The sequence below is a fragment of the Novosphingobium sp. AP12 genome (genome assembly GCF_000281975.1).
Lineage (GTDB): Bacteria > Pseudomonadota > Alphaproteobacteria > Sphingomonadales > Sphingomonadaceae > Novosphingobium.
On the sequence record NZ_AKKE01000024.1, the window covers coordinates 1 to 21,938 of the forward strand.

General features: G+C 67.4%; 14 protein-coding genes and 1 pseudogene. 6 read left to right on the top strand and 9 right to left on the bottom strand.

What is annotated here, in order from left to right:
• Positions 1-250: pseudogene (locus PMI02_RS04920) on the top strand (efflux RND transporter periplasmic adaptor subunit); the annotation flags it as partial.
• A complete protein-coding gene (locus tag PMI02_RS04925; protein WP_007679601.1) occupies positions 247-3,360 on the top strand; it encodes an efflux RND transporter permease subunit in 3,114 nt (1,037 codons plus the stop codon). The pseudogene PMI02_RS04920 and the gene PMI02_RS04925, both read left to right, overlap by 4 nt.
• Before the next feature lie 39 nt (positions 3,361-3,399).
• Here PMI02_RS04925 and PMI02_RS04930 read toward each other — a convergent pair whose 3' ends face one another.
• The gene (locus PMI02_RS04930; RefSeq protein ID WP_007679603.1) at positions 3,400-5,484 is read right to left on the bottom strand and encodes a TonB-dependent siderophore receptor; all 2,085 of its coding nucleotides are present in this window, start codon (positions 5,482-5,484) and stop codon (positions 3,400-3,402) included.
• 175 nt (positions 5,485-5,659) lie between these two features.
• Between PMI02_RS04930 and PMI02_RS04935 the strand changes: the two genes are divergently transcribed.
• Entirely contained in the window at positions 5,660-6,544 is an 885-nt protein-coding gene (locus tag PMI02_RS04935; protein ID WP_007679605.1) for an exonuclease domain-containing protein, read from the top strand.
• Positions 6,545-6,592: 48 nt separating this feature from the next.
• Here PMI02_RS04935 and PMI02_RS04940 read toward each other — a convergent pair whose 3' ends face one another.
• Positions 6,593-7,711, bottom strand: a complete 1,119-nt coding sequence (locus PMI02_RS04940; RefSeq protein ID WP_007679607.1) for an NADH:flavin oxidoreductase — start codon at positions 7,709-7,711, stop codon at positions 6,593-6,595.
• 102 nt (positions 7,712-7,813) lie between these two features.
• On the opposite strand from PMI02_RS04940, the gene PMI02_RS04945 reads away from it, so the two are divergent.
• Positions 7,814-8,197: a helix-turn-helix domain-containing protein gene (locus tag PMI02_RS04945; protein ID WP_007679609.1), complete on the top strand. Its 384-nt coding sequence runs from the start codon at positions 7,814-7,816 to the stop codon at positions 8,195-8,197.
• A gap of 79 nt (positions 8,198-8,276) precedes the next feature.
• Positions 8,277-9,365, top strand: coding sequence for a LacI family DNA-binding transcriptional regulator (locus tag PMI02_RS04950; protein WP_007679610.1), 1,089 nt, complete (start codon positions 8,277-8,279; stop codon positions 9,363-9,365).
• 10 nt (positions 9,366-9,375) lie between these two features.
• On the opposite strand, the gene PMI02_RS04955 is transcribed toward PMI02_RS04950, so the two are convergent.
• The 6 genes from PMI02_RS04955 to PMI02_RS04980 all read right to left on the bottom strand — a co-directional run bounded on the left by PMI02_RS04955 (position 9,376) and on the right by PMI02_RS04980 (position 16,027).
• A complete protein-coding gene (locus PMI02_RS04955) occupies positions 9,376-9,648 on the bottom strand; it encodes a cytochrome c (RefSeq protein WP_157222385.1) in 273 nt (90 codons plus the stop codon).
• A gap of 104 nt (positions 9,649-9,752) precedes the next feature.
• Positions 9,753-10,988, bottom strand: a complete 1,236-nt coding sequence (locus PMI02_RS04960) for a molybdopterin-dependent oxidoreductase (protein WP_007679616.1) — start codon at positions 10,986-10,988, stop codon at positions 9,753-9,755.
• A 15-nt stretch (positions 10,989-11,003) separates the two neighbouring features.
• Positions 11,004-12,104, bottom strand: a complete 1,101-nt coding sequence (locus PMI02_RS04965; RefSeq protein WP_007679618.1) for an LLM class flavin-dependent oxidoreductase — start codon at positions 12,102-12,104, stop codon at positions 11,004-11,006.
• Positions 12,101-13,009 (bottom strand): aldo/keto reductase family oxidoreductase, encoded by a 909-nt coding sequence (locus tag PMI02_RS04970; RefSeq protein WP_007679619.1) that lies wholly within the window; start codon positions 13,007-13,009, stop codon positions 12,101-12,103. Before PMI02_RS04970 ends, PMI02_RS04965 begins: the two co-directional genes overlap by 4 nt.
• A 13-nt stretch (positions 13,010-13,022) precedes the next feature.
• Positions 13,023-14,039: a LacI family DNA-binding transcriptional regulator gene (locus tag PMI02_RS04975; RefSeq protein WP_007679622.1), complete on the bottom strand. Its 1,017-nt coding sequence runs from the start codon at positions 14,037-14,039 to the stop codon at positions 13,023-13,025.
• Positions 14,036-16,027 carry an alpha-glucosidase gene (locus tag PMI02_RS04980; protein WP_007679624.1) on the bottom strand — a complete coding sequence of 664 codons (1,992 nt, stop codon included), beginning with the start codon at positions 16,025-16,027 and terminating at the stop codon, positions 14,036-14,038. Before PMI02_RS04980 ends, PMI02_RS04975 begins: the two co-directional genes overlap by 4 nt.
• 195 nt (positions 16,028-16,222) lie before the next feature.
• Between PMI02_RS04980 and PMI02_RS04985 the strand changes: the two genes are divergently transcribed.
• Positions 16,223-18,505, top strand: coding sequence for a TonB-dependent receptor (locus PMI02_RS04985; RefSeq protein ID WP_193372873.1), 2,283 nt, complete (start codon positions 16,223-16,225; stop codon positions 18,503-18,505).
• Positions 18,506-19,104: 599 nt separating this feature from the next.
• Here PMI02_RS04985 and PMI02_RS04990 read toward each other — a convergent pair.
• Complete coding sequence (locus PMI02_RS04990; protein WP_007679631.1) at positions 19,105-21,555, bottom strand: TonB-dependent receptor; 2,451 nt, start codon at positions 21,553-21,555, stop codon at positions 19,105-19,107.
• Positions 21,556-21,938 lie beyond the last annotated feature (383 nt).

The following is a 21,938-nucleotide window of genomic DNA, read 5'->3' on the forward strand; positions in this document are numbered from 1 at the left end:
AGGCGCGGCTCCCGCCAGCCTCGAAGTGCCGCTCGGCGCACTGCACGACCCGGGGAGCGGACCCGGCGTCTGGGTGCTGGATACCAAGGACCGCGTCCATTGGCGCAAGGTGAAGGTTGCCGGCCTTGGCACCGAGACGGCCCGCCTTTCCGGCGGCCTGAGGAGCGGCGAGCGCTTCGTTTCGCTCGGCGCGCATCTGCTGCGCGAAGGTGAGCAGGTGCGCACCGCCGCCCCGGTCGCCGCGCGATGAGCGGCTTCAACTTGTCCGCGCTGGCCGTGCGCCAGCGGGCGATCACGCTGTTCCTCATCATTGCGATGTCGCTGGCGGGGCTGTTCGCCTTCCTCAGCCTTGGCCGCGCCGAGGACCCGGCCTTCACGGTCAAGGTGCTGACGGTCGTCACCGCATGGCCCGGCGCCACCGCGCAGGAAATGCAGGACCAGGTGGCCGAGCCGCTGGAAAAGCGGCTTCAGGAGCTGGCCTGGTACGACCGCTCGGAAACCTTCACGCGGCCCGGCCTCGCCTTCACCACCCTGACCTTGAAGGACATGACGCCGCCCGAAGCGGTGCCGAACGAATTCTACGAAGCGCGCAAGAAGCTGGCGGACGAGGCATCGAAGCTGCCGCGCGGCGTGGCCGGGCCCTTCGTCAACGACGAGTATTCCGACGTCACGTTCGCGCTCTATGCGCTGAAGGCCAAGGGCGAGCCGCTGAGCGTCCTCGCGCGGGAGGCGGAGACCCTGCGGCAGCGGCTGCTGCACGTTCCCGGCGTGCGCAAGGTCAACATCATCGGCGAACAGCCGGAACGCATCTTCGTCGAGTTCTCGCAGGCGCGGCTCGCCACGCTGGGCGTCAATCCGCGCGACATACTCTCGGCGCTGGCGGCGCAGAACCTGGTGACGCCGGCGGGTTCGATCGAGGCGAAGGGACCGCAGGTCGTCGTGCGGCTCGACGGCGCGTTCGACGGGCTGGACGCCATTCGCGCCATCCCGATCGTCGCGCAGGGCCGCACCTTGCGGCTGTCCGATATCGCCGAGGTCAGGCGCGGCTACGAGGACCCGGCGACGTTCATCGTGCGCCATGAAGGCGAGCCTGCGCTGCTGCTCGGCGTCGTCAAGCGCGACCGCTGGAACGGGCTGGACCTCGGCAAGGCGCTCGACGCGGAGGTCGGCAAGATCGGCGGCGAACTGCCTCTCGGCCTCTCGCTCACCAAGGTTACCGACCAATCCGTCAACATCCAGGAGGCGGTGGGCGAGTTCATGCTCAAGTTCTTCGTCGCGCTGGCGGTCGTCATGGCGGTGTGCCTGATCTCGATGGGCTGGCGCGTGGGGATCGTGGTGGCCGCCGCCGTGCCGCTGACGCTGGCGACGGTATTCGTCATCATGATGGCGACGGGGCGCGAGTTCGACCGCATCACGCTCGGCGCGCTGATCCTCGCGCTCGGCCTGCTGGTGGACGACGCCATCATCGCCATCGAGATGATGGTCGTGAAGATGGAGGAAGGCATCGACCGCCTGACCGCCGCGACCTACGCCTGGAGCCATACCGCCGCGCCGATGCTGGCCGGAACGCTGGTGACGGTGATCGGGCTCATGCCGGTGGGGTTCGCGAAGTCGAGCGCGGGCGAATATGCGGGCAACATCTTCTGGATCGTCGGCTTCGCGCTGATCACCTCGTGGATCGTCGCGGTGGCCTTCACGCCCTACCTTGGTGTCAAGCTGCTGCCCGACATCAAGCGGGTGGAGGGCGGCCATGCGGCGATCTACGACACGCCGCGCTACAATCGCCTGCGCCGCATCCTGTCGGGCGTGATCCGGCGCAAGTGGACGGTCGCGGGCGCGGTGGTCGGGGCCTTCGTCATCGCCGTGCTGGGCATGGGCGCGGTGAAGCAGCAGTTCTTCCCGACTTCCGACCGGCCCGAAGTGCTGGTCGAAGTGCAGATGCCCGAGGGTACCAGCATCGAGCAGACCAGCGCCGCCACCGCCAAGGTCGAGGCGTGGCTCAAGAAGCAGCCCGAGGCGCAGATCGTCACGGCCTACGTCGGTCAGGGCGCGCCGCGCTTCTTCCTCGCCATGGCGCCCGAGCTTCCCGATCCGTCTTTCGCCAAGATCGTCATCCGCACGCCCGACGAGGCCTCGCGAGAGGCGCTGAAGCTGCGGGTGCGGCGGGTGGTGGCCGACGGGCTCGCTCCCGAGGCGCGGGTGCGGGCGACGCAGCTGGTGTTCGGGCCCTATTCGCCGTTCCCGGTGGCCTTCCGCGTCGCCGGGCCGGACCAGGCCAAGGTCCAGGCGATCGCCGAGGATGTGCGCCGGGTCATGCTGGCAAGCCCTGAGATGCGGCAGGTCAACACCGACTGGGGCGAGCGGGTGCCGACGATGCATTTCGTGCTCGACCAGGACCGGCTGCGCGCAATCGGCCTGACCTCGCAAGGTGCGAGCGAACAGTTGCAGTTCCGGCTGACCGGCACGACCGTTAGCCAGGTGCGCGAGGATATCCGCACTGTCGACGTGGTGGCCCGCAGCAGCGGGGCGGAGCGGCTCGATCCCGCGAAGATCGGCGGCTTCACGCTGATCGGCGAGCAGGGGCAGCACGTTCCCGTGGCGCAGCTGGGCCGGATGGAAGTGCGCATGGAGGACCCGATCATGCGCCGCCGCGACCGCGTGCCGACGATCACCGTGCGCGGCGATATCGCCGAAGGCCTGCAACCGCCTGAGGTGTCGATGGCGATGGAAAAGGCGCTCGAGCCGCTGCGGGCGAAGCTACCCGCCGGCTATCACATCGACACGGCGGGCGCGATCGAGGAGGCGGGCAAGGCCAATGCGGCGCTGGCGGCGGTGTTCCCGATCATGATCGCGCTGATGCTGACGGTCATCATCTTCCAGGTCCGCAGCTTCTCGGCGATGGCGATGGTGGTGGCAACGGCGCCGCTGGGGCTCGTGGGCGTGGTGCCGACGCTGCTGGCGTTCGGGCAGCCGTTCGGGTTCAACTCGATCCTCGGGTTGATCGGGCTGGCGGGCATCCTGATGCGCAACACGCTGATCCTGATCGGGCAGATCCACAGCAACGAGGCGGACGGGCTCGATCCCTATCACGCCGTGGTGGAGGCGACCGTGCAGCGCGCGCGGCCGGTGATCCTGACGGCGTTGGCGGCGATACTGGCGTTCATCCCGCTGACGACCTCGGTGTTCTGGGGCTCGCTCGCCTATACGTTGATCGGCGGGACGCTGGGCGGCACCGTGCTGACGCTGATCTTCCTGCCCGCGCTCTACGCCATCTGGTTCCGCATCAGGCCGGACGGCGAGGGCGAGAAGGCTCGCAGGCATGACCTCGCGCCGGCCGATGTGGTGCCGGTCCCGGCCTGACGGAACGGCCCCTCCGCCTGCGAGGGGCCGCCCTGATCGTCAGAACCGGAAGCCGACCGTGCCCATGACGTTGCGCGGGGCGCCCATGAAGCAGTCGCCGCGGCTGAGGCACGAGGCGTAGAACTTCTCGTTCAGCAGGTTGGTGGCATTGACGGTGAAGCGCCAGTTCTCCCAGGTCACCTCGGCCAGCGCGTCGACTGTGGTGTTCGACGGCGTCACGATCGTCCAGGTGGAGCCCACCGAGCGGCGCTTTCCGGTATAGACCACGCCGCCGCCGAGGCGCAGCTTCGGCCCTTCACCCAGGCCGATGGTCTTGGTCGTCCAGGCCGATGCGGTCTCGCGCGGGAGATAGTCGAAGAACGGCGTGTCGTTCGAGACGAGCTTGTTGTAGCCGTAGTTCAGCAGCAGTTCGAAGTCGCCCGGAAGCGTCCGGCTGGCCTCGAATTCGATGCCCTTGGTGGTCAGCTGGCCCGCCTGGGTCACACCCGTGCCCGGCCCGGAGATGGGGCGGCCCGATTCCTTGATGTGGAACGCGGTGACGGTGACCAGCGTGTTGAGGTCCGGCTGCCACTTCACGCCCGCCTCGAACTGGCGGCCGGTCTGCGGCTTGAAGAATTCGCCGTCGCCGGTCGTGCCGGCGATCGGCAGGAAGCTTTCGGTGTAGCTGAAGAAGGGCGAGATGTTGGCGCCGATCTCGCCGATGATGCCGGCGCGGAAGGTGGTCGCCTTGTCGACGCCGCCGCCCCTTGTCTCGACCCGGTCGCGGCGCGCGCCCAGCACGATCGAGACGCGGTCGTAGAAGCGGATCTGGTCCTGCACGTAGACGCCGAGCTGCTTCTGCGATTCCGCCGTGAAGTCGGGCGCGATGTCCGGCGTGGTGAGCGCGTCGTAGTCGATGTCGTAGAGGTCCACCACTTCGTAGCCGAAGCCGCCGCGCTTGCGCACCTTGTTCCAGCTGTAGTCGACGCCGACGAGCAGGGTATGCTCGATGTTGGCGCCGGTGCCGAACTTGAACTGCAGGTTGTTGTCGGTCGAGAAGACGTTCATCCGCGCGATGCTGGCGTCGCTGTAAAGGCCGATCAGGCGGCCCGCCGGGTCGAGGTAGGGGTTGGTCGGGTTGCTGTAGCTGTCGGCGTAGTGGGTGAAATAGCTGAGGTCGCTGTCGATGTAGCGCGCCTTGAGGCTCAGCTTCACGTTGTCGCCGAAGCTATGGGTGATGCTGCCGCCGCCCTGCAGCGAGCGGCCGTCGTAGCGGTCCCAGCCGGGCTTGCCGACGAAGGCGAAGCGGTCGAGCTGCTGCGCATTGTTGGGGTTGGGCAGGAACGTGCCGACGATCGGCAGGAACTGCGAGGTCGAGCCGCTGTCGTCTTCCTGGTAGAGGCCGGTCAGGGTGACGTCGGTGTCCGGCGTCGGCTGCCAGCGGATGGACGGCGCGAAGAACACGCGGTCGTCGGGGACGTGGTCGACGTAAGTGTCCGCATCGCGGGCGCGGCCTACGGCGCGGATCGCCAGCGTGTCGGTGAGCGCGACATTGACGTCACCCATGACTTCCTTGCGGTCGTAGCTGCCGTAGGTCGCGCTGATCTCGCCGCGCGTCTCGAAAGTCGGGGTCTTGGACACGAGGTTGACGAGGCCGCCGATCGAGCCCTGGCCGAACAGCACCGAGGCCGGCCCGCGCACGATCTCGACGCGCGAGAAGTTGTACGGGTCCGAGGTGATGCTGGCGTAATAGCTAAAGATGTCGCGCATGCCGTCGCGGAACTGGAGGGCATCGATGCCGCGGATCACGAAGCCGTCGACGCGCGTGTCGCGGCCGTAGGCGTTGGCAGTGACGCCGGCGGCGTACTTCACCGTGTCGCTGATGCTGATCGCGCCCTGCGACAGGTACTGCTCCGAGGTAATGACGGTCAGTGGCTGCGGGGTCTCGATGAGCGGCGTTTCGGTCTTGAGACCCGCGAACTTCTCCTCGCGCGTGCCGGTGACGACGATACGGTCGGCGTCGTGTTCCGCCGGGGCGTCGGCTGCGGCGTCGGCCTCGGCGGCGCGGGCATGGCCGCTTGCAAGCACCAGCGCGGGCATGACCCAGGCGGCGCTGCACAGTGCGATCTTGCGAATATGGCTCATCTCGGTTCCCCTTAGAACGTCGTCCTCTTGGTCGAGCGCCTAGAAGATATTGCGAGGCAATCGCAAGTGACGATCGACAATTTTGGCTGAGAGTGGCCATGAGGCCACACCCGACGCGCCGGTTCCGCGGCGCTCGGGGCTCGCGCCCGACAGGCTGGCTTGCTATGTGGCGGGAATGATCGCCTCGAATCCCGCGCCGACGCTTGCAGATCACCAGCCGGCAGACCCTGACGCACCCGATTTCGTAGTCGTCGACGTGGAGACCGCCTGCTCGCGGGTCAGCAGCATCTGCCAGATCGGCATCGTCGGATTTCGGGGCGGGCAGGAGGTCTTCGCCTACGAGACGCTGGTCGATCCGTGCGACGAGTTCTCCTCGTTCAACATCGGCATCCACGGGATCACCGCGCGGCACTGCGCCGGCCAGCCGACGTTCGCCGACATCCATGCCACCGTCGACAGCCACCTGAGCGGGCGCATCACCGTGGCGCACTCGTGGTTCGACAAAGGCGCGCTTGCAGCCGCATGCCGGATCGGCGAGCGCCCCGCGATAGAAACCAGGTGGCTCGACAGCGTCGGCGTCGCCAAGCGCGCGTGGCCGCAGCTGAGCAGCCACCGTCTCAACGTGCTGTCACGTTTCCTGGGCATCGAGCACCGCCATCACGATGCGCTGAGCGATGCCCGCGCCGCCGGGATGGTGATCGTCCGGGCCATGGAACACACCGGAATCGACCTGCAGGGTTGGATGGCCAAGCCGTCGGCCGCAAAGCCCAAGGTGCCGCCCGCCGCGCCGGAAGGACCGCTCAAGGGCGAACGCATAGCCATTCTCGGCGAGGCGCGGGACGGTCCGCTGGCGCATCTGCTGGCGGGTGCGGGCGCGCGCGTCGCGGCCTCGGTGGGGGCAACCACGACGATGCTGGTGATCGCCACCAGGCAGCCTTATGGCCGCTGGTTCGAGTCGAGCCCGCCGCATCGCAAGGCGCGGGAACTGCAGGGTCTGGGAGCGGCGATCGTCATCCTCACCGAGGAGGCACTGCGCGCGCGGCTCGCGATGGAAACGTAGCTATTCCAGTCCCGGAGCGCCTGTGGACGCCCCGGGCAGGGATTGCACTCAGACCAGTTCGCCCAGCGAGGCCGCGTCGAAGCCGCGCAGGCCATCGACGTCGCCGGCGCGGACCTTGGCGACCCACTGCGGGTCGCTGATCAGCGCCCGGCCGACGGCGACGAGGTCGAACTCGTCGCGCTCCATGCGCTCGACCAGGCCGCGAAGGCTCGTCGAGCCCGAGCTTTCGCCGCTGAAGGCCGCCAGGAATTCGCCCGAGAGGCCGACCGAGCCTACGCTGATGGTGGTGGCGCCGGTCAGCTTCTTGGCCCAGCCCGCGAAGTTCAGGCCATCCTCGCCGTCGATCTCGGCGAACTCCGGCTCCCAGAAACGGCGCTGCGAACAGTGGAGCACGTTGGCGCCGGCATCGACGAGCGGTTGCAGCCAGTCGGCCATGAGGTCGGGCGTCTCGGCAAGGCGGGCGGCGTAGTCCTGCTGCTTCCACTGGCTGAGGCGCAGGATGAGCGGATAGTCCGGCCCGACCGCCGCGCGCACTGCCGCGACGACTTCGGCGGCGAAGCGCGAACGCTCACGGATGGTGGCGCCGCCGTAACGGTCGGTGCGCTCGTTGGTGCCGGTCCAGAAGAACTGGTCGATCAGGTAGCCGTGGGCGCCGTGCAGCTCGACCGTGTCGAAGCCGAGGCGCTTCGCATCTGCCGCCGCGCTGGCGAAGGCTGCGACGGTGTCGGCGATGTCTTCCTCGCTCATCGCCTTGCCGCGCGGGGTGCCGGGGGCGAGCAGGCCGGACGGGCTCTCGACCGGCGCTTCGGGGGACCAGTCCGGCGAGCCGACGGTCGAGGCGGTGTGCCAGATCTGTGGTCCCATCTTGCCGCCCGCGCCGTGAACCGCGTCGATGACCTGCTTCCAGCCCGCCAGAGCCGGTTCGCCGTGGAACAGCGGAATGCCCGGGAGGTTGCGCGAGGCCGGACGGTCGATGACGGTGCCTTCGGACAGGATCAGGCCGACGCCGCCCTCCGCCCGCCTGCGGTAATAGGCGGCCTGCGCTTCGCCGGGCACGCCCTCGGGCGCGAAGCCGCGCGTCATGGGGGCCATGACGATGCGGTTGGGCAGTTCGAGCGAGCCGATGGCGAAGGGACGGAACAAGGTATCGACGGAAGAGGCTGTCACGCGGGGGGAACTCCATTGAAATGAGTACGCCTTAGGTATACTCTGTAAACCTAGCGTCAATGACGCACCTTCAGTCGCCTAGGTATACCCGGGGAAACCTTCATGACAGAGTGCCAGCATTTCCACGTCGATTGCCCCAGCCGTGTGCTGTTCGACCAGATCGCCGACAAGTGGTCGATGATGGTCCTGACCGTGCTCGATGCGGGGCCGATGCGGTTCAACGCGATCAAGCGGCACCTGGAAGGCGTGACCCAGAAGGCGCTGACGCAATGCCTGCGCCGGCTGGAGCGCAACGGGCTGCTCACGCGGCGGATCATCCCGGTGTCGCCGGTGGGCGTGGAATACGAGATTTCGCCGCTCGGCCGCTCCCTGCAGGTGCCGTTCAAGGCGCTCTACGAATGGACCATGGCCAACCTGGGCGACGTGGAACAAGCGCGCCATGCGTTCGACGAGCGGGCAGGAAGCGCGATGCAGCAGGCCGCCTGATCGCACCATCTTCGCCAGGTCACATTGCAAGCGCCTTGCGGGCGAGGTAGCAGCGGGGTCGCAGGGCAGGAGAACAAGAGTGGCTGACGACATCGACGGATCGCCGAAGCCGCCGCGGACGTCGCCCCGGTCCTCGCGCCGATCGCGCGCAGGGGCGACCATCTCCGACGTCGCGCGCGAGGCGGGCGTGTCGCTGATGACGGTTTCGCGGGTGATGAACGGCAAGGCCAACGTCCGCGACGAAACGCGCGAGCGCGTCAACGTGGCGATCAAGGCGCTCAACTACTCGCCCAGCGCGGCGGCCCGCAATCTTGCCGCCGCGAGCGAAATCCGCATCGGCCTGCTCTACAGCAACCCCAGCGCGGGTTACCTCAACGAGTTCCTCGTCGGCAGCCTCGACCAGGCGGCGCGCTCGAACGTGCAGCTCGTGGTCCAGCTCTGCGAGAAGGAAGACGAGCGGCGCGACACCGTCGAGCGCCTGATCGACAGCGGCATCGATGGCGTGATCCTGCCGCCGCCGCTCTGCGATGCAGAGGACATCCACGCCCTGCTGCAGGAGGCCGAAGTGCCGGGCGTTGCGGTGGCGTCGGGGCGACCGGCGATCTTCCTGTCATCCGTCAACATCGACGACCGCGCGGCGGCGGCGGCGATGACGCGCCATCTGATCGCGCTGGGCCACCGGCGGATCGGCTTTATCTCCGGCAACCCGGACCAGACCGCCTCCTCGCTACGCCTCTACGGCTATCTCGATGCCTTGCGCGAGGCCGGGCTGGTTTCGGACCCGGCGCTGATGGCGCATGGGCTTTTCACCTATCGCTCCGGCCTGGACGCGGCGCATCTCCTGCTGGAGCAGGCCGAGCGCCCGACAGCGATCTTCGCCAGCAACGACGACATGGCGGCGGCGGTCGTTTCGGTGGCGCATCGCATGGGGCTCGACGTGCCGCGTGATCTCACCGTGGTGGGTTTCGACGACGCCCCGCAGGCCACGACGACCTGGCCCGAACTGACGACGATCCGCCAGCCCATCGCCGACATGTCGCGCGCGGCGGTGATGCAACTGGTCGAGGACATCCGCACACGCCGCGATGGCCGGCAGTTCGCGCCCCGGCACACTCAGATGGCCTTCGAGCTCATCTCCCGCGAGTCCGACGCCGCGCCGGCGGACTAGCTTCGCCGGATCATCTGCTGGAGGGCGCCTTCGCCATGAGGGCATCGACGATGGCCTCGGTGTCACGAGCCTCGATCGGAGCGCGGTAGGCCTCGCGCATCTTGTCGACGGTGGCGGTCCACTGCTTGCGGGTGAGCGGCGGCTGGTAGAGGATCATCGAGGCCGAATGGCAGGCGAGGCACGAGCGGTCGAGCAAGGCCGCGTCCTGCCCCGCGCCGAAAGTCTGCTCGTCCGTTGGCAGCGTGATGCTGGACGATTGAATGGCCGTGAGCGGGGCGGGCATGGGCTCCCTCTCCTCGCCCACTGACTTCGCGGACTTGTCCGGCTGGGGACCGCAGGCGGCCAGAAGGGCTAGGCCGAGCGCGGCGAGAGAGGCGCGCCGCCGCATCAGGCCGTCTCGATCCGCAGGGCTTCGACGCAGCCGCGCATGTAGCCGCCAGGATTCCAGTTCGCCTTCATCGGCTGGACGACGCCGTCCGAGCTGGTGCAGCGGCTCATCAGCACATGCCGACCCGTCGCGTCGAGCGGCATCCGGGCGTCGAAGCGGCGGAAGCTGTAGCGCCCCTCGTCAGGGCCCAGCCGTGCGTCGCGCCAGGTCCGGCCGCCGTCGCCCGAGACCTCGACGCGGCTGACGCTCCGGTCGCCGCCCATGGCGATGCCGCCCACGGGCAGGTGGCGGCGGTGCGGCAGGCGGGAGCCTTCCTCGATATTGGTGATCCACGAGCGCGGGTTCATCGCAGAGATCGGCGTCTTGGGGAAAGTCGAGGTGCCGGGCGGCACGTCCGCGCCGGGCGCGTCGGGGATCTGGTAGGCCTTGGCCATCCAGTAGTTCTCGTCCGGCCCGCTCATCAGGTCGATGTGATTGAGCGCCTTGACCCAGTAAGTCGAATACCAGCCCGGCACGATCAGCCGCAACGGGAAGCCGTTGAGAAGCGGCAACTGCTCGCCGTTCATCGCGAAGGCGACCATGACCTCGCCGTCCATCGCGTGATCGAGGGCGAGCGATTTCTCGAACGGATCGACCTCGGTCAGCGGCCGGTCTAGCCCACCAAAACCGACGGACTTCGCCCCGGGGCCTACGCCCGCCGCGTCCAGCAGGGCCCTGAGCGCCACGCCTTCCCAGCGGGCATTGCCCATCGCCCCGTGCCCCCACTGCGCGCCGGGCACGCGCGGGTCGAACAGGCCGCGGCTGTTGCCCGAGCACTGGTTGACCGCCGCGTAGGAAATGCGCGGCAGCTTCAGCAGGTCGGCCAGCGAGAGCGAGACGGGGCGCTTACCGCCGGTGATCGTCAGGCGGAACGCCTCGGCATCGACGCTGAGTGGAATGTCCGCCCAGTGCCAACGCACGAAGAAGCGGTCGTTGGGCGTGAAGACGCTTTCGTCGAACACGCTCATCGGCGTCTCCAGCAGCGGCGGCCGGTTTCGCAGGACGATCATCTCGCCCTTGCCGGGTAAGTCGGAGGCGAGGGGGCGGCTTTCCATGCCGCCCGCCATCGCCAGCCGCATGAACCGCCCGCTGCCCTGCGCCAGCGCGGCCGTGCTCGCCGCGATGCCGAGGGCGCCGCCGGCGAGGAGACGCCTGCGGGCGATCGTTCCGGCCAGCAGGGAATCGAAGCGGTCCATGCGTTCTTGCCGGTCTTACAGGGTCAGCGGTGCATGGTGGATGCGGGGCAGCACATGGCGCGAGAACAGGTCCGCTTCCGCCGCGTGGGGGTAGCCTGAGAGGATGAAGGCATCGATGCCCTCGGCCTGGTAGGCCTGCAGCTTGGCGAGGACCTGGTCGGGATCGCCGACGATCGCCGCGCCGCAGCCCGAGCGGGCACGGCCGATGCCGGTCCACAGGTTGTCCTCGACGAAGCCGTCTCCGCCCGCTGCCGAGCGCAGTTCCGCCTGCCGCGTCACGCCGACGCTGGCACTGTCGAGCGACTTCTTGCGGATCGCCTCGCCGGCCTCGTCGTCCAGCTTGGACAGCAGGCGGTCGGCGTAGGTGCGGGCCTCGTCCTCGGTCTCGCGGACGATGACGTGGGCGCGGTAGCCGAACTTGAGAGTGCGGCCGTACTTGTTCGCGCGGGCGGTCATGTCGGCGATGATCTCGCGGACGTTGTCCATGGTGTCGGGCCACATGAGGTAGACGTCGCAGGCCTTGGCCGCCGCTTCGCGCGCGTCTTCGGAGAGGCCACCGAAGTAGAGCGGCGGGCACTTGCCCGAGACGGTCGAGATGCGCGCCGGGGGCAGGTCGAGGTTGTAGAACTCGCCCTCGTACTTGAGGTGCTCGCCGTTCAGCATGATCTTGAGGATCTGCATGACCTCGAGCGTGCGCTGGTAGCGGGCGCGGCTGTCCAGCTTCTCGCCCGGAAGGTCGGACGAGATGATGTTGACGGTCAGCCGTCCGCCCAGGATGCGGTCGAGCGTGGCGATGCGGCGCGCCAGCTGCGGCGGCCAGTCCTCGCCCATGCGCAGCGCCCAGAGCAGGCGGATCGTTTCCGTCATCGGGGCGATGGCGCCCGCGAACATGGTGGTGTCGATCCCCAGCGCATAGCCGGAGGGGAGCAGGATGTTGTCGAACCCGCCCTTTTCCGCCTGCATCACGATGTTGCGGCAATGCTCCCAACTCGACGCCAGCATGGGATCGGGCTGGCCGAGGAACTCGTAGTCGTCGTCGCAGAGCGCCGAGAACCAGCTGACTTCACACGTTTTGGGCAGGTCCTTCAGGCCGTCGATCATGGTGTTTGCCGTCATGGCAGGGGCTCTCCTTTTGCGGCGACCAGTACCGCGTACCAACGCGCCCGGGTCCAGCGGACCTTGAGTGCGTCGGCGCCTTCCGCGATCCGCTCTGCCTTCTGTGAACCGATGATGGGGATCGGGCGCGCGGGGTGCGCCATGATCCAGCTATAGGCGGCCGCGGTGCGCGACACGCCGAATTCCCCGGCCACCGCGTCAAGTTCAGCGGCGACTTCCAGTGCGCGCTTGTCCTTGGGCGCGGCGATGCGCCCGCCGCCCAGCGGCGACCATGCGAGCACCGCCATGTCCATCGCGATCGCCTGGTCCAGCTCTCCGTTCTCGATCGGGGCGAGCTTGAGCGGCGACAGTTCCGGCTGGGTCGAGACGATCGGCAGCGTCAGGAACTGCTGCAGCGTGGCGATCTGCGCGGCGGTGAAGTTGGAGACGCCGAAGCTGCGGATCTTGCCCGCCTTGTGGGCTTCGTCGATGGCCTTGGCGATTTCGGAAGGGTGCGTGAGGATGTCGGGACGGTGGATCTGCCACAGCTCGACGTGGTCGGTGCCGAGGCGCTTCAGCGAGGCGTCGATGGCGGAGGCGAGGTAGGCCGCGCCCGAATCGTAGGGCACGCCCATCGAGATGCCGCCCTTGGTGGCGATCACCAGCTTGTCCCGCAAACCCGGCTCGGCGGCGAGGGCGCGGCCCAGCAGCGCTTCCGATGCGCCGAAAGGCTCGTCGTTGTCGGGGCCGTAGATGTCGGCGGTGTCGATCAGGTCGATCCCGGCGTCGAGCGCGGCGTGCAGCAGCCTGACCACCGCACCGACGTCATCGCCGCACAGGCGCCAGTTGCCCCAGGCGAGGGCCGATACGGTGATGCCGCTCTTGCCCAGCGGGCGGCGACTTTCGGGGAGGGGGAGGAGGTCCATGAAAAATGTCCTGTCAGGGGAGGATATCGGGGTTGATGGTCGCGACCGAAGCGCGCTCGACGAGGTCGTGGGGAAGGCGGCGGTGGGTCAGCTGCACGCCTTCGAGCAGCAGCTGCGTGGCGGCCAGCGCCAGTTCGCGGGTGGGCTGGCGGATGGTGGTGAGCTGCGGCCAGACCATGCGCGCCAGCGTGGTGTCGTCGAAGCCCGCGACCGAAAGATCGCGCGGCACGTCGAGCCCCATGTCGTGCGCGACGGAGAGGACACCGGCGGCCATGTCGTCGTTGCTGGCGAAGATGGCGGTGGGTCGGCGCGCACGCTTCAGGAACCGCCGCGCCGCCGCCACGCCGCTGTCGAAGTCGAACTCGCCGGGGGCGACAAGGGCGGGCTCATAGGCGATCCCGGCGCGGTCGAGCGCGCGGCGGTAACCGAACAGGCGCTCTTCGGACGCCATGTGATTGGGGTGGCCTCGGACGAAGCCGATCACCCGGTGGCCCTTGTTGATGAGGTAGGTGGTCATGTCGTCGGCGGCCTGCGCGTCGTCCATGAACACCGACGAGGTCATCGCATGGTTGGTGCCGGGCGAGATCCGCACGAAAGGAATGTCCATGCCGTCCAGTGCTTTCAGCACCGCCACGCAGTCCGTGACCGGGGAGGAGAGGATCACGCCGTCGACATGCGTCTCGGTCACGAGCCCGCGCACCTGGTCGCCCACGGTGGGGTCGGTCACGTCGACCGGCTGGGCCAGCAGCCGCATTCCGGCCTGTTGGCAGCCCTCCCAGCAGCCCATCTGGATCTGGTTCATGTAGTAGGGGCTGTGGTTGTCGTAGATCAGCGCGATCTGGCCCGACTTGGTGCCCGCCAGGATGCGAGCGGCGATGCTGGGCTTGAACTCCAGGTCGCGCATCGCCTTCTCGACACGCTCCTTGGTGTCCGCGCTGACGTAGCGGTGGCCGTTCAGCACCCGGCTGACGGTCTTCACCGAGACCCCGGCGAGCGCCGAGACGTCCTTGATGTTGGAGCGCTCGCTCATCCCTGGGCAAGCGATGCGAAGAGGGGGGCGAAGGCGCTCGAGGGGCGGTAGAACACCGGCGGCTGGCCGTAGGGCGCGGGAACCGTGTGCGTGCCGGGCGCGAAGTCCTCGCCCGACCACAGGTGGCGCCAGGGCTCGTCGCCAGGGAGGATGACATCGCGAGCGGCGACCTGGGCCTCGACCACCGGGGCGACCAGCATGTCGGCGCCGTAGAGGTACTGATCCTGCACGGCGAACAGCGCGTCCTCGAAGTAATGCAGGAACAGCGGGCGCTGCACCGGCAGTCCGGTCGCGACCGCCTGGTCGCTGAGGTGGCGCACATAAGGCGCGAGGGCCTTGTGGACGCGCGACATGGCCGCGAACTGGGCGAGCAGTTCGTCGCTGGAATCGATCTGGAGGTTGTCGTCCGGGCGGTTGCCCTCGTGGCTGCGCATGACCGGCGAGAACGCGCCGAGTTCGAACCAGCGCATCATCAGGTCGGCGGTCCGCACGTTGCCGTGGAGGCTGGTGTAGCCGCCCACGTCGCTATGCGAATAGGCATTGCCGACCAGCCCCGCCGACAGCGCGGCGGTCAGCACGGTATTGATCCCGTCGTGCCGCGTGAAGTCGACCGACTGGTCGCCCGCCCAGAGCAGCGGGCAGAACGCCTGCACGCCGGAGAACCCCGCGCGCATGAAGAACACTGCCTCGCCCGTCTTCTCGCGTGATGCGATCGCGCGGGCGTTCGCCTCGGCCCAGAGCACCGGCCAGCGGTTGTGCATCAGCATCGGGTCGCTGCCGTCGTGGAGGCGCAGGTCCACCGGCAGGTACTCGCCGAAGTCCGCCATCCAGCCTGACAGGCCGAAGTCGAGCATTTCGCGCCCGATCACCCGCTCGGCGAACCAGTCGAGGCTGGCGGGGTTGGTGAAGTCCACCACGCCGCAGTCGAACTCACCGAAGTCGACGAGGTAGGGCTCGTCGCTGTTCTGCCGCAGCGCGAGATGGCCGCCCGCGAGCGCCTCCTGGTACTGCACGCCGTCGTTGGCGAGGTAAGGGTTCACGTAGCCAAGGAACCGGACGCCGCGCTCCGCCAGTGCGGCGATGCGGCCGGGAAGGTCGGGGTAGCGAGCCTCGTTCCACGACCAGTCCCAGAACAGGCGGCGCCCGAAGCTAGTCTGGCGGATGCCGATCCAGTCCTCGCACCACAGGCCCGAGACTTCCGCGCCAGCCGCCATGATCCGCTCGAGCCGGGCGAAACTGGCGTCGCCTTCCTTGAGCCCGACGATGGCGCCGCCGATCGCCCAGTCGGGGAGCGCCGGCTGGCGCCCGAAGCGCGTCGAGAGCGCGCCCACCAAGGCAGGCATGTCGTCGGCGGCGAAGAATTCGAGAGTGAACGCGCCTTCCCATACCTCGATCCGGTGGCGCGCTGCATCGGTGAAATCGAGCACGGAATAGGCGCTGCTGGAGAGGTGGCAGGCGTAGATGCGTGAGGACAGAAAGGTCGGCTGCGGGTAGTTGGTCCACCAGTAGTCGCCGCCGGCCATGCCCTGCTCGTCCATCAGGCGGGTCAGCTCGGTCGACTTGTCGCGCCCCACGCCGGGCTCGCTGGTCCAGATCGGGAAGCGGCGGCCGGAAAGATCGAGGTAGCTCATCTGCTCCCCGCCGCCCCAGACGTGCTCGCCGGGTTCTGCCACAAGATCGACCCAGACGCGGTCGAGGGCGGGGTCCAGCGCGGTGACTTCCAGCGCATCGCCATGCGCCGTCAGCCGCAGCAAAGGCGCCCCGCCGCGCGTGGCGGAGAGCAGCAGCGAGCCTCCTTCCATCCGGTCGAAACCAAGCGCCAGGTACCCTGTCGGAGCGTCGTCGATGGCGAAGTTTCCGCGCACCATGCGCACGTCGGGCTGCCCGCTGGCGACCGCGAAAGCCGGGCGTTCAGCCGTGCTGCGCAAGACTTCACGCCCCGCCAGATGGCATGCGAAGCCGTCTTCCCGAATGGTGAAGGTCAGCACCAGATCCTAACTCCCTAACAGTGTGCTCGTGGTGCAGCGCCCGGCGCAGCATTCGCCCTGTCGATATGACACCGCTTGACAGAAATGCCGGACCCGATCAAGAGGGCAACAACCAACAGGACGACCTGAGGTGAACTTAGGGCCGATCCAGTTTAACGTAAGGGGAGAGCTATGATTCCGGCAAACACCAGCGGTATGGCCAAGCGCGTCGCGCTCGTATTTTCCGTGTCTGCGGCAGCGCTTGCGGCGGCGGTGCCCGCGCATGCTCAGGTGGACGAGATTATCGTTACCGCCCAGAAGGTTAGGCAGAACATCCAGGACGTGCCGATCGCCATCAGCGCGGTCACCGGCGATGCCATGGCCCGCGCCGGCGCCAAGAGCCTGGAGGACATCACCTCGATCGTTCCCTCGGTGACGTTCCGTAAGGGCACCACCAACGCCAACAGCGCGATCGTGATGCGCGGCGTCGGCACCATCAGCTTCTCGGTCGCGGCCGAGCCCAGTGTGTCCACCGTTGTCGACGGCGTGGTGCTGAGCCGTTCGGGCCAGTCGTTCCTCGACCTCGTCGACTTCGACCGCCTCGAAGTGCTGCGCGGTCCGCAGGGCACGCTGTTCGGCAAGAATGCCTCGGCGGGCCTCGTCAACATCGTGTCGAAGGGCGGTACCGATCATCTCGAGGCCGAAGCCAACGTATCGGGCACGACCGACGAGGAATACCGCGCGAAGATGAGCCTCTCCGGCCCGATCGGTCAGGACCTGAGCGGCCGTGTGACGGGCTTCTACGGCACCTACGACGGCAATATCAAGAACACGTATTACGACAAGACCGTCAACGGCTACGAGCACTACGGCGCCCGCGGCCTGCTTGACTATGACGGAGAAGGCGGCCGCGTGCGCCTGATCGCCGATTACTTCAAGGCTGACGACGATTGCTGCGCCGAAGTGACCGGCGTGTCGCGCGGCGCCGTCCTCGACGCCGAACTCGGCATCGCGCCGCAGGGCGAGGACACCCGCAAGGTCAACCAGAACCTCATCACCCGCTCGCTCGACCGGCAGTACAGCTTCACGCTGAATGCCGACATCGACACTTTCGCGGACCACACCTTCAGCATCGTCACCGGCTACCGCAACTGGAAGAACACCGAGATCCGCGACGGTGATTTCCTGCCCCGGGCGCTCGTCGGCACTCCGCAGCTGCACGACCGCGGTACGGTCGAGACCGACCAGGTCTCCGCCGAAGTGCGCCTGGCCTCGCCGCAGAACCAGGCGCTGACGTACCAGGTCGGCGGTTTCTTGTGGTATTCGAAGAACACGCAGGACTTCACCCGCAGCGACGTGACCTGTGCCACCTCGACCTCGCCGATCGATCCGGCGACGGGCGCGCGTCCGTGCAACCTGGCCGATACCGTCAACACGCTGTTCCCCACCGCGACTTCGCGCAGCGACGTCTCGTTCCGCAACTGGGCGCTCTTCGGTCAGTCCACTTACGAGATCACCCCGGCTCTGCGCTTCACGCTGGGCGGCCGCTTCACGCATGACAGCGTGAGCTACGTCCACACCCGCGCCCCTGCGGTCAACGCCACCACGGGGCTTCCGGCGACCGGCGCCGGTCTTTCGGGCGTCGGCGCGGGCGGCACCATTGCCACCGGCGGCAACGGCACCAACACCTCGCGCGGCAGCACCAGCGCCGACAACTTCTCGGGCAAGGCCGTGCTGCAGTACGACGTCGCCGACGACGTGATGGTCTACGGCAGCTTCACGCGCGGCTACAAGGGCCCGGCGTTCAACGTCTTCTTCAATCATACCGCACCGACCAACTCGGCGCCGATCGATCCCGAGAAGTCGAACAGCTACGAAGTCGGCCTCAAGAGCCAGTTCTTCGACCGCATGCTGCAGGTAAATGCCAGCGTGTTCCTGGTCGATTACAAGGGCTTCCAGGCCAACAACTTCGTCCTGCTCAACGGCGCCGTGGTCACCAACCTGACCAATGCAGGCACCGTTCGTTCTAAGGGCTTCGAGGTCGACGCGACCTTCGCGCCGACCTCGGGCCTGACCTTCCGCGCCAATGCAGCATACGCAGACGCCACGGTGCGCAAGTTCAACCCGAACCCGCTCACCAACGCGCCCGACGCCCGCGACGGCACCCGCCTGCCGCTGGCGCCGAAGTTCAGCTACACTCTCGGCGCCGACTACGACGTCGATGCCGGCCCGGTGAAGCTCTACCTGTCGAGCGACTGGCACCACGTCAGCAAGCAGTTCTCCGACCTCGGCGAGAGTGGCCCGATCGACCCGTACGGCCTGTGGAACGCCAGCGTGGGCGTGTCGGACCCGGACGACCAGTACCGCCTGACCTTCATGGTCAAGAACATCCTGGACGACAGCTACGTGCTGCTCAACACCACCGCCGGCCAGCGCCTGATGATCCCGCGCGACGCCGATCGCTATGCGGGGCTGAACCTGCGGGCGCGCTTCAACTGATCCTGCGCGAGGGGGCGGGCGCAAACGCCCCTTCGCCGCTGAAGCGCGAACGTAAGCGGACCCCCGGCGGACCTCCTCCCCGCCGGGGGTTTTCGTTTGCCAACTTGACATGTGTAACCATTTAGGTTATATGACGCAGCATCCGCCAGCCGAAGTACAAGGCCTGGCGGTGTTTCGGGTCGACGTCATAGGCGGAGGGTCGCGAGTTCAAGTCGCAAACCTTGCGCGTTCCCATGCGCTGATACGGATCGGTCATCGTGGCTCTGGCCCGGCGTTCCCCTGGTTGGAACGCTCTCCCGGAAGTCCCCTCGCCTGTGCTAGACGCGGACCCCATCGCAGTGAAGCGCCGATCTATGGAACTACAGGTCAAGCCGGGCTGAACCATGCCTCTACCTGGCACCCGCTCGCAAGGCATAACCCACTACAAGTACCCGCGCCCTCAAGCATGGGCGCCTGTGACGCCGACCCGATGTTTTTTCGCGCAGTTCCCGGCGTAATGCCCGCGCTCGCCAGCCGGCGTTTTGGCGTGTCCGGTTCGGAACGCAAAAAGCGGGACCGCATGGCGGCCCCGCTTTCCTGCGTCGGCGATCAGGAGATCGTCAGAACTTCACGCGGCCTTCCAGGCCCATGGTGCGCGGCTGGGCGACACCCCGGGCGTAGTAGCGGCCGATGACGCCGTCGTTGACCTGGTCGTAGCGCGTCAGATCCTGGCTGACGCCGGTGATGGCGTACTTGTCGAAGATGTTGTTCGCGAACACCGAGAGTTCCCAGCCGGACGTGCGGTAGGTCACCGAGGCGCGGTGCATGACGAACGAGGGCAGCCGCTCGCCGCCGCCGCGCGCGCCGGGCGAGGTCAGGATGCCGCCGGTGTAAGTGGCGGTCCAGTTCAGGGCGAGGTCGTTCTCTCCCACCGGCATCGTGTAGGTGGCCGCCAACGCGCCGGAGTTCTTGGTCGAGCCCGGCAGGCGGTCCCCGGCGAACACGTCGCCCGAGCCCGTCTTGGGGCTGAGCAGTCCGGGGACGTCCTCGGTCAGCTTGGCATCGAGGTAGGAGTAGTTGCCGCGCAGCGTGAACTCGGGCGTGATGCGGGCATTGAAGCTGAAGTCGATGCCCTTCGATTCCGCCTTGCCGCCATTGGCGATGATGCCGATGTTGCCGTAGGTCGTCGAGCTGGAGAGCTGGATGCCGTCCCACCAGACCTTGAAGGCGGAGATCGAGGTGTTGAGCCGGCCGCCGAACAGCGTGGCGCGCACGCCCAGTTCAAGGTTCCTGACCTTGTCCGGGCCATAGGCCAGTTCGTCGGGCAGGGCGCAGAGGTTCTGCTCGTTCGGGTTGATCGGCAGGATGCAGGGCACCACGCGGTTCACGCCGCCGATGCGGTAGCCCTTGCTGTAGGTCACGTAGGCCATGAGGTCGGACGTGAAGTTGTACGAGGTGTTGAGCTTCCACACGAAGCCGTCGTCGCTGGCCTTGCCGCTGCGGACGCGGCTCGGATCGATATCGAGGCTGGGGTAGGGCATGCGGCGCCGCCCGGCGCGCGTCAGCGGGGTATCCGAGCCGCCGGTGATCGAGGTGTCGTACTTAAAGTAACGACCACCGGCCGTGATCTGCCAAGCCTCGGTCGGCTTAAAGGTGAGTTCGCCGAAGGCGGCCATTTCGTCGGTCTTCGAGCGCGTGAACGAGACGTATTCGGCGCCGTCCGGACGCACGAGGCCGTCGTAGTAGCCGCCGTAGATCGCGCTGCCAGCAGGCGAGGAGGCGAACTCCGCGAAGCCGGGCAGGCGTTCGATGCCCGAGGCGTCGTACTTCATGTTGTTGTAGAAGCCGCCGAGGACCCAGCTGAACGGGCCGCCGTGGGTGGAGACGAGGCGGATTTCCTGGTTGAACTGCTTACGGGTGTTGTCGCCCGTGGTGTAGCCCGCGAAGGCCGGGAACAGCTCGTAGTCGTAGTCGAGGTCGAGCAGCAGGTCGGTGACGTCCGAAACCGTGTGGTTCTTGGTCTTGGTCCAGGCCGAGGTCCAGACCGCCTGCATGATGTCGCCGAGCTGGGCTTCCATCTCGAGGCTGATGAGGTGCGACTTACGGTTCGAGGGTTCACCGAAGCGGCCCGCGTTCTCGTACTTGCCTTCGCCGAGCACGCCGAAGGTGTTGGCCTGGTCGCCGCCCGTCTTGGTCTGCTGGTAGGCGTAGGTCAGGTAGGCCTTGAAGGTGGGTAGCGTCAGTCCGAGCTGGTTGCGCGTGCTGATCGTCTTTTCCCAGTTCAGGTCCTTCTTCGGGCTGAAGTTGGCGTCCTGCTGCGCCTGCGTTCCGAGCGGATTGGCGGCGGTGCCGGGCTGGGGCAGCGACACGCCGGGCTCGGTGACGATGAACGGATAGTCGATGAAGCCAGGGTCGTAGTAGTAACCGGTGGCGGTGCGGAAGGCGAGCACGTCGCTGATGATCGGCACGTTGATCGCGACGTCGCCGACGTAGCCCACGCCGCTGGAGTGCGCGACGTCATAGGCGCGGCCATGGACATCGGCGGAGAAGCCGCTGGCGTCGGGACGCTTCGGAATGTAGCGGATGGCGCCCGCCAGGGTGCCGAGGCCGTAGAGGGTGCCCTGGGGACCAAGCAGCGTCTCGACGCGGTCGATGTCGATCAGCTTGAAGTCGAGATAGAGCGGCACTTCGCCCAGATAGGTCCCGACGGCGCTGTCGTAGTTGGAGCCGGTGGGGCTGTTGCCGTCTGCCGAGAGGCCGCGCATGACGATGGTGGCGGCGCCGCGCGGACCATTGTCGACGATCGTCACGCCCGGCGTGAAGGCGCCGAGATCCTTGATGTCGTCGATCCGCTCGCTCTGCAGCGTCTCGCTGCCGATGGCGCTGATGTTGATCGGCGTGTCCATGATGGTGGTGGCGCGGCGCGTGGCCGAGACGATGATGACACCGTCATCGGCGGCGTCTTCGGCGGCCGCATCCGGCGCGCCCTGGGCATAGGCCGGAGCGGCCAGCATGCCCGTCATCATCGTTGCGCAAAGAAGCCCCATCTTCAGTGTAGCGCTGTTCGACATGTAGTACCCCCTATGTGTTTGGTCTGTCCTCCCTGTCCAGCCAGCCCCCCCGAGCTTCCCTGTCGACGTTCACCGCGCCGTCCCCGGGCTGCAGATCAGCGCCTGGGGTATCGGCAGGCGCCGTCCCTTTTCCTTGTTCTTTTATAAGTACGCCGAGCCTTAGGGAGCGGACCTTGGCGCGGTAATGGGGCATTTGACGTAGGTTGCCGCTCGCCGATCTGCGCCAGGTCCCTTCGTCAAATGCCCATCGGGCCGCGCGCCGTTGCCCGACTAGCGACGCGCTTTCGCATCGACATCCATTGCGAAATCACTCTCATGACGGTGCTGGTGGCGGAGCAATACCTGGACTTCGCCTGGCGCTTTGCCGACCGCTACTGCGCCAT

Bases quoted from the DNA above. Each gene is read 5' to 3' on its own strand.
- PMI02_RS04925 (WP_007679601.1), top strand. From the start codon at position 247: ATGAGCGGCTTCAACTTGTCCGCGCTGGCCGTGCGCCAGCGGGCGATC.
- PMI02_RS04930 (WP_007679603.1), bottom strand. From the start codon at position 5,484: ATGAGCCATATTCGCAAGATCGCACTGTGCAGCGCCGCCTGGGTCATG.
- PMI02_RS04935 (WP_007679605.1), top strand. From the start codon at position 5,660: ATGATCGCCTCGAATCCCGCGCCGACGCTTGCAGATCACCAGCCGGCA.
- PMI02_RS04945 (WP_007679609.1), top strand. From the start codon at position 7,814: ATGACAGAGTGCCAGCATTTCCACGTCGATTGCCCCAGCCGTGTGCTG.
- PMI02_RS04955 (WP_157222385.1), bottom strand. From the start codon at position 9,648: ATGCCCGCCCCGCTCACGGCCATTCAATCGTCCAGCATCACGCTGCCA.
- PMI02_RS04960 (WP_007679616.1), bottom strand. From the start codon at position 10,988: ATGGACCGCTTCGATTCCCTGCTGGCCGGAACGATCGCCCGCAGGCGT.
- PMI02_RS04965 (WP_007679618.1), bottom strand. From the start codon at position 12,104: ATGACGGCAAACACCATGATCGACGGCCTGAAGGACCTGCCCAAAACG.
- PMI02_RS04970 (WP_007679619.1), bottom strand. From the start codon at position 13,009: ATGGACCTCCTCCCCCTCCCCGAAAGTCGCCGCCCGCTGGGCAAGAGC.
- PMI02_RS04975 (WP_007679622.1), bottom strand. From the start codon at position 14,039: ATGAGCGAGCGCTCCAACATCAAGGACGTCTCGGCGCTCGCCGGGGTC.
- PMI02_RS04985 (WP_193372873.1), top strand. From the start codon at position 16,223: ATGGCCAAGCGCGTCGCGCTCGTATTTTCCGTGTCTGCGGCAGCGCTT.
- PMI02_RS04990 (WP_007679631.1), bottom strand. From the start codon at position 21,555: ATGTCGAACAGCGCTACACTGAAGATGGGGCTTCTTTGCGCAACGATG.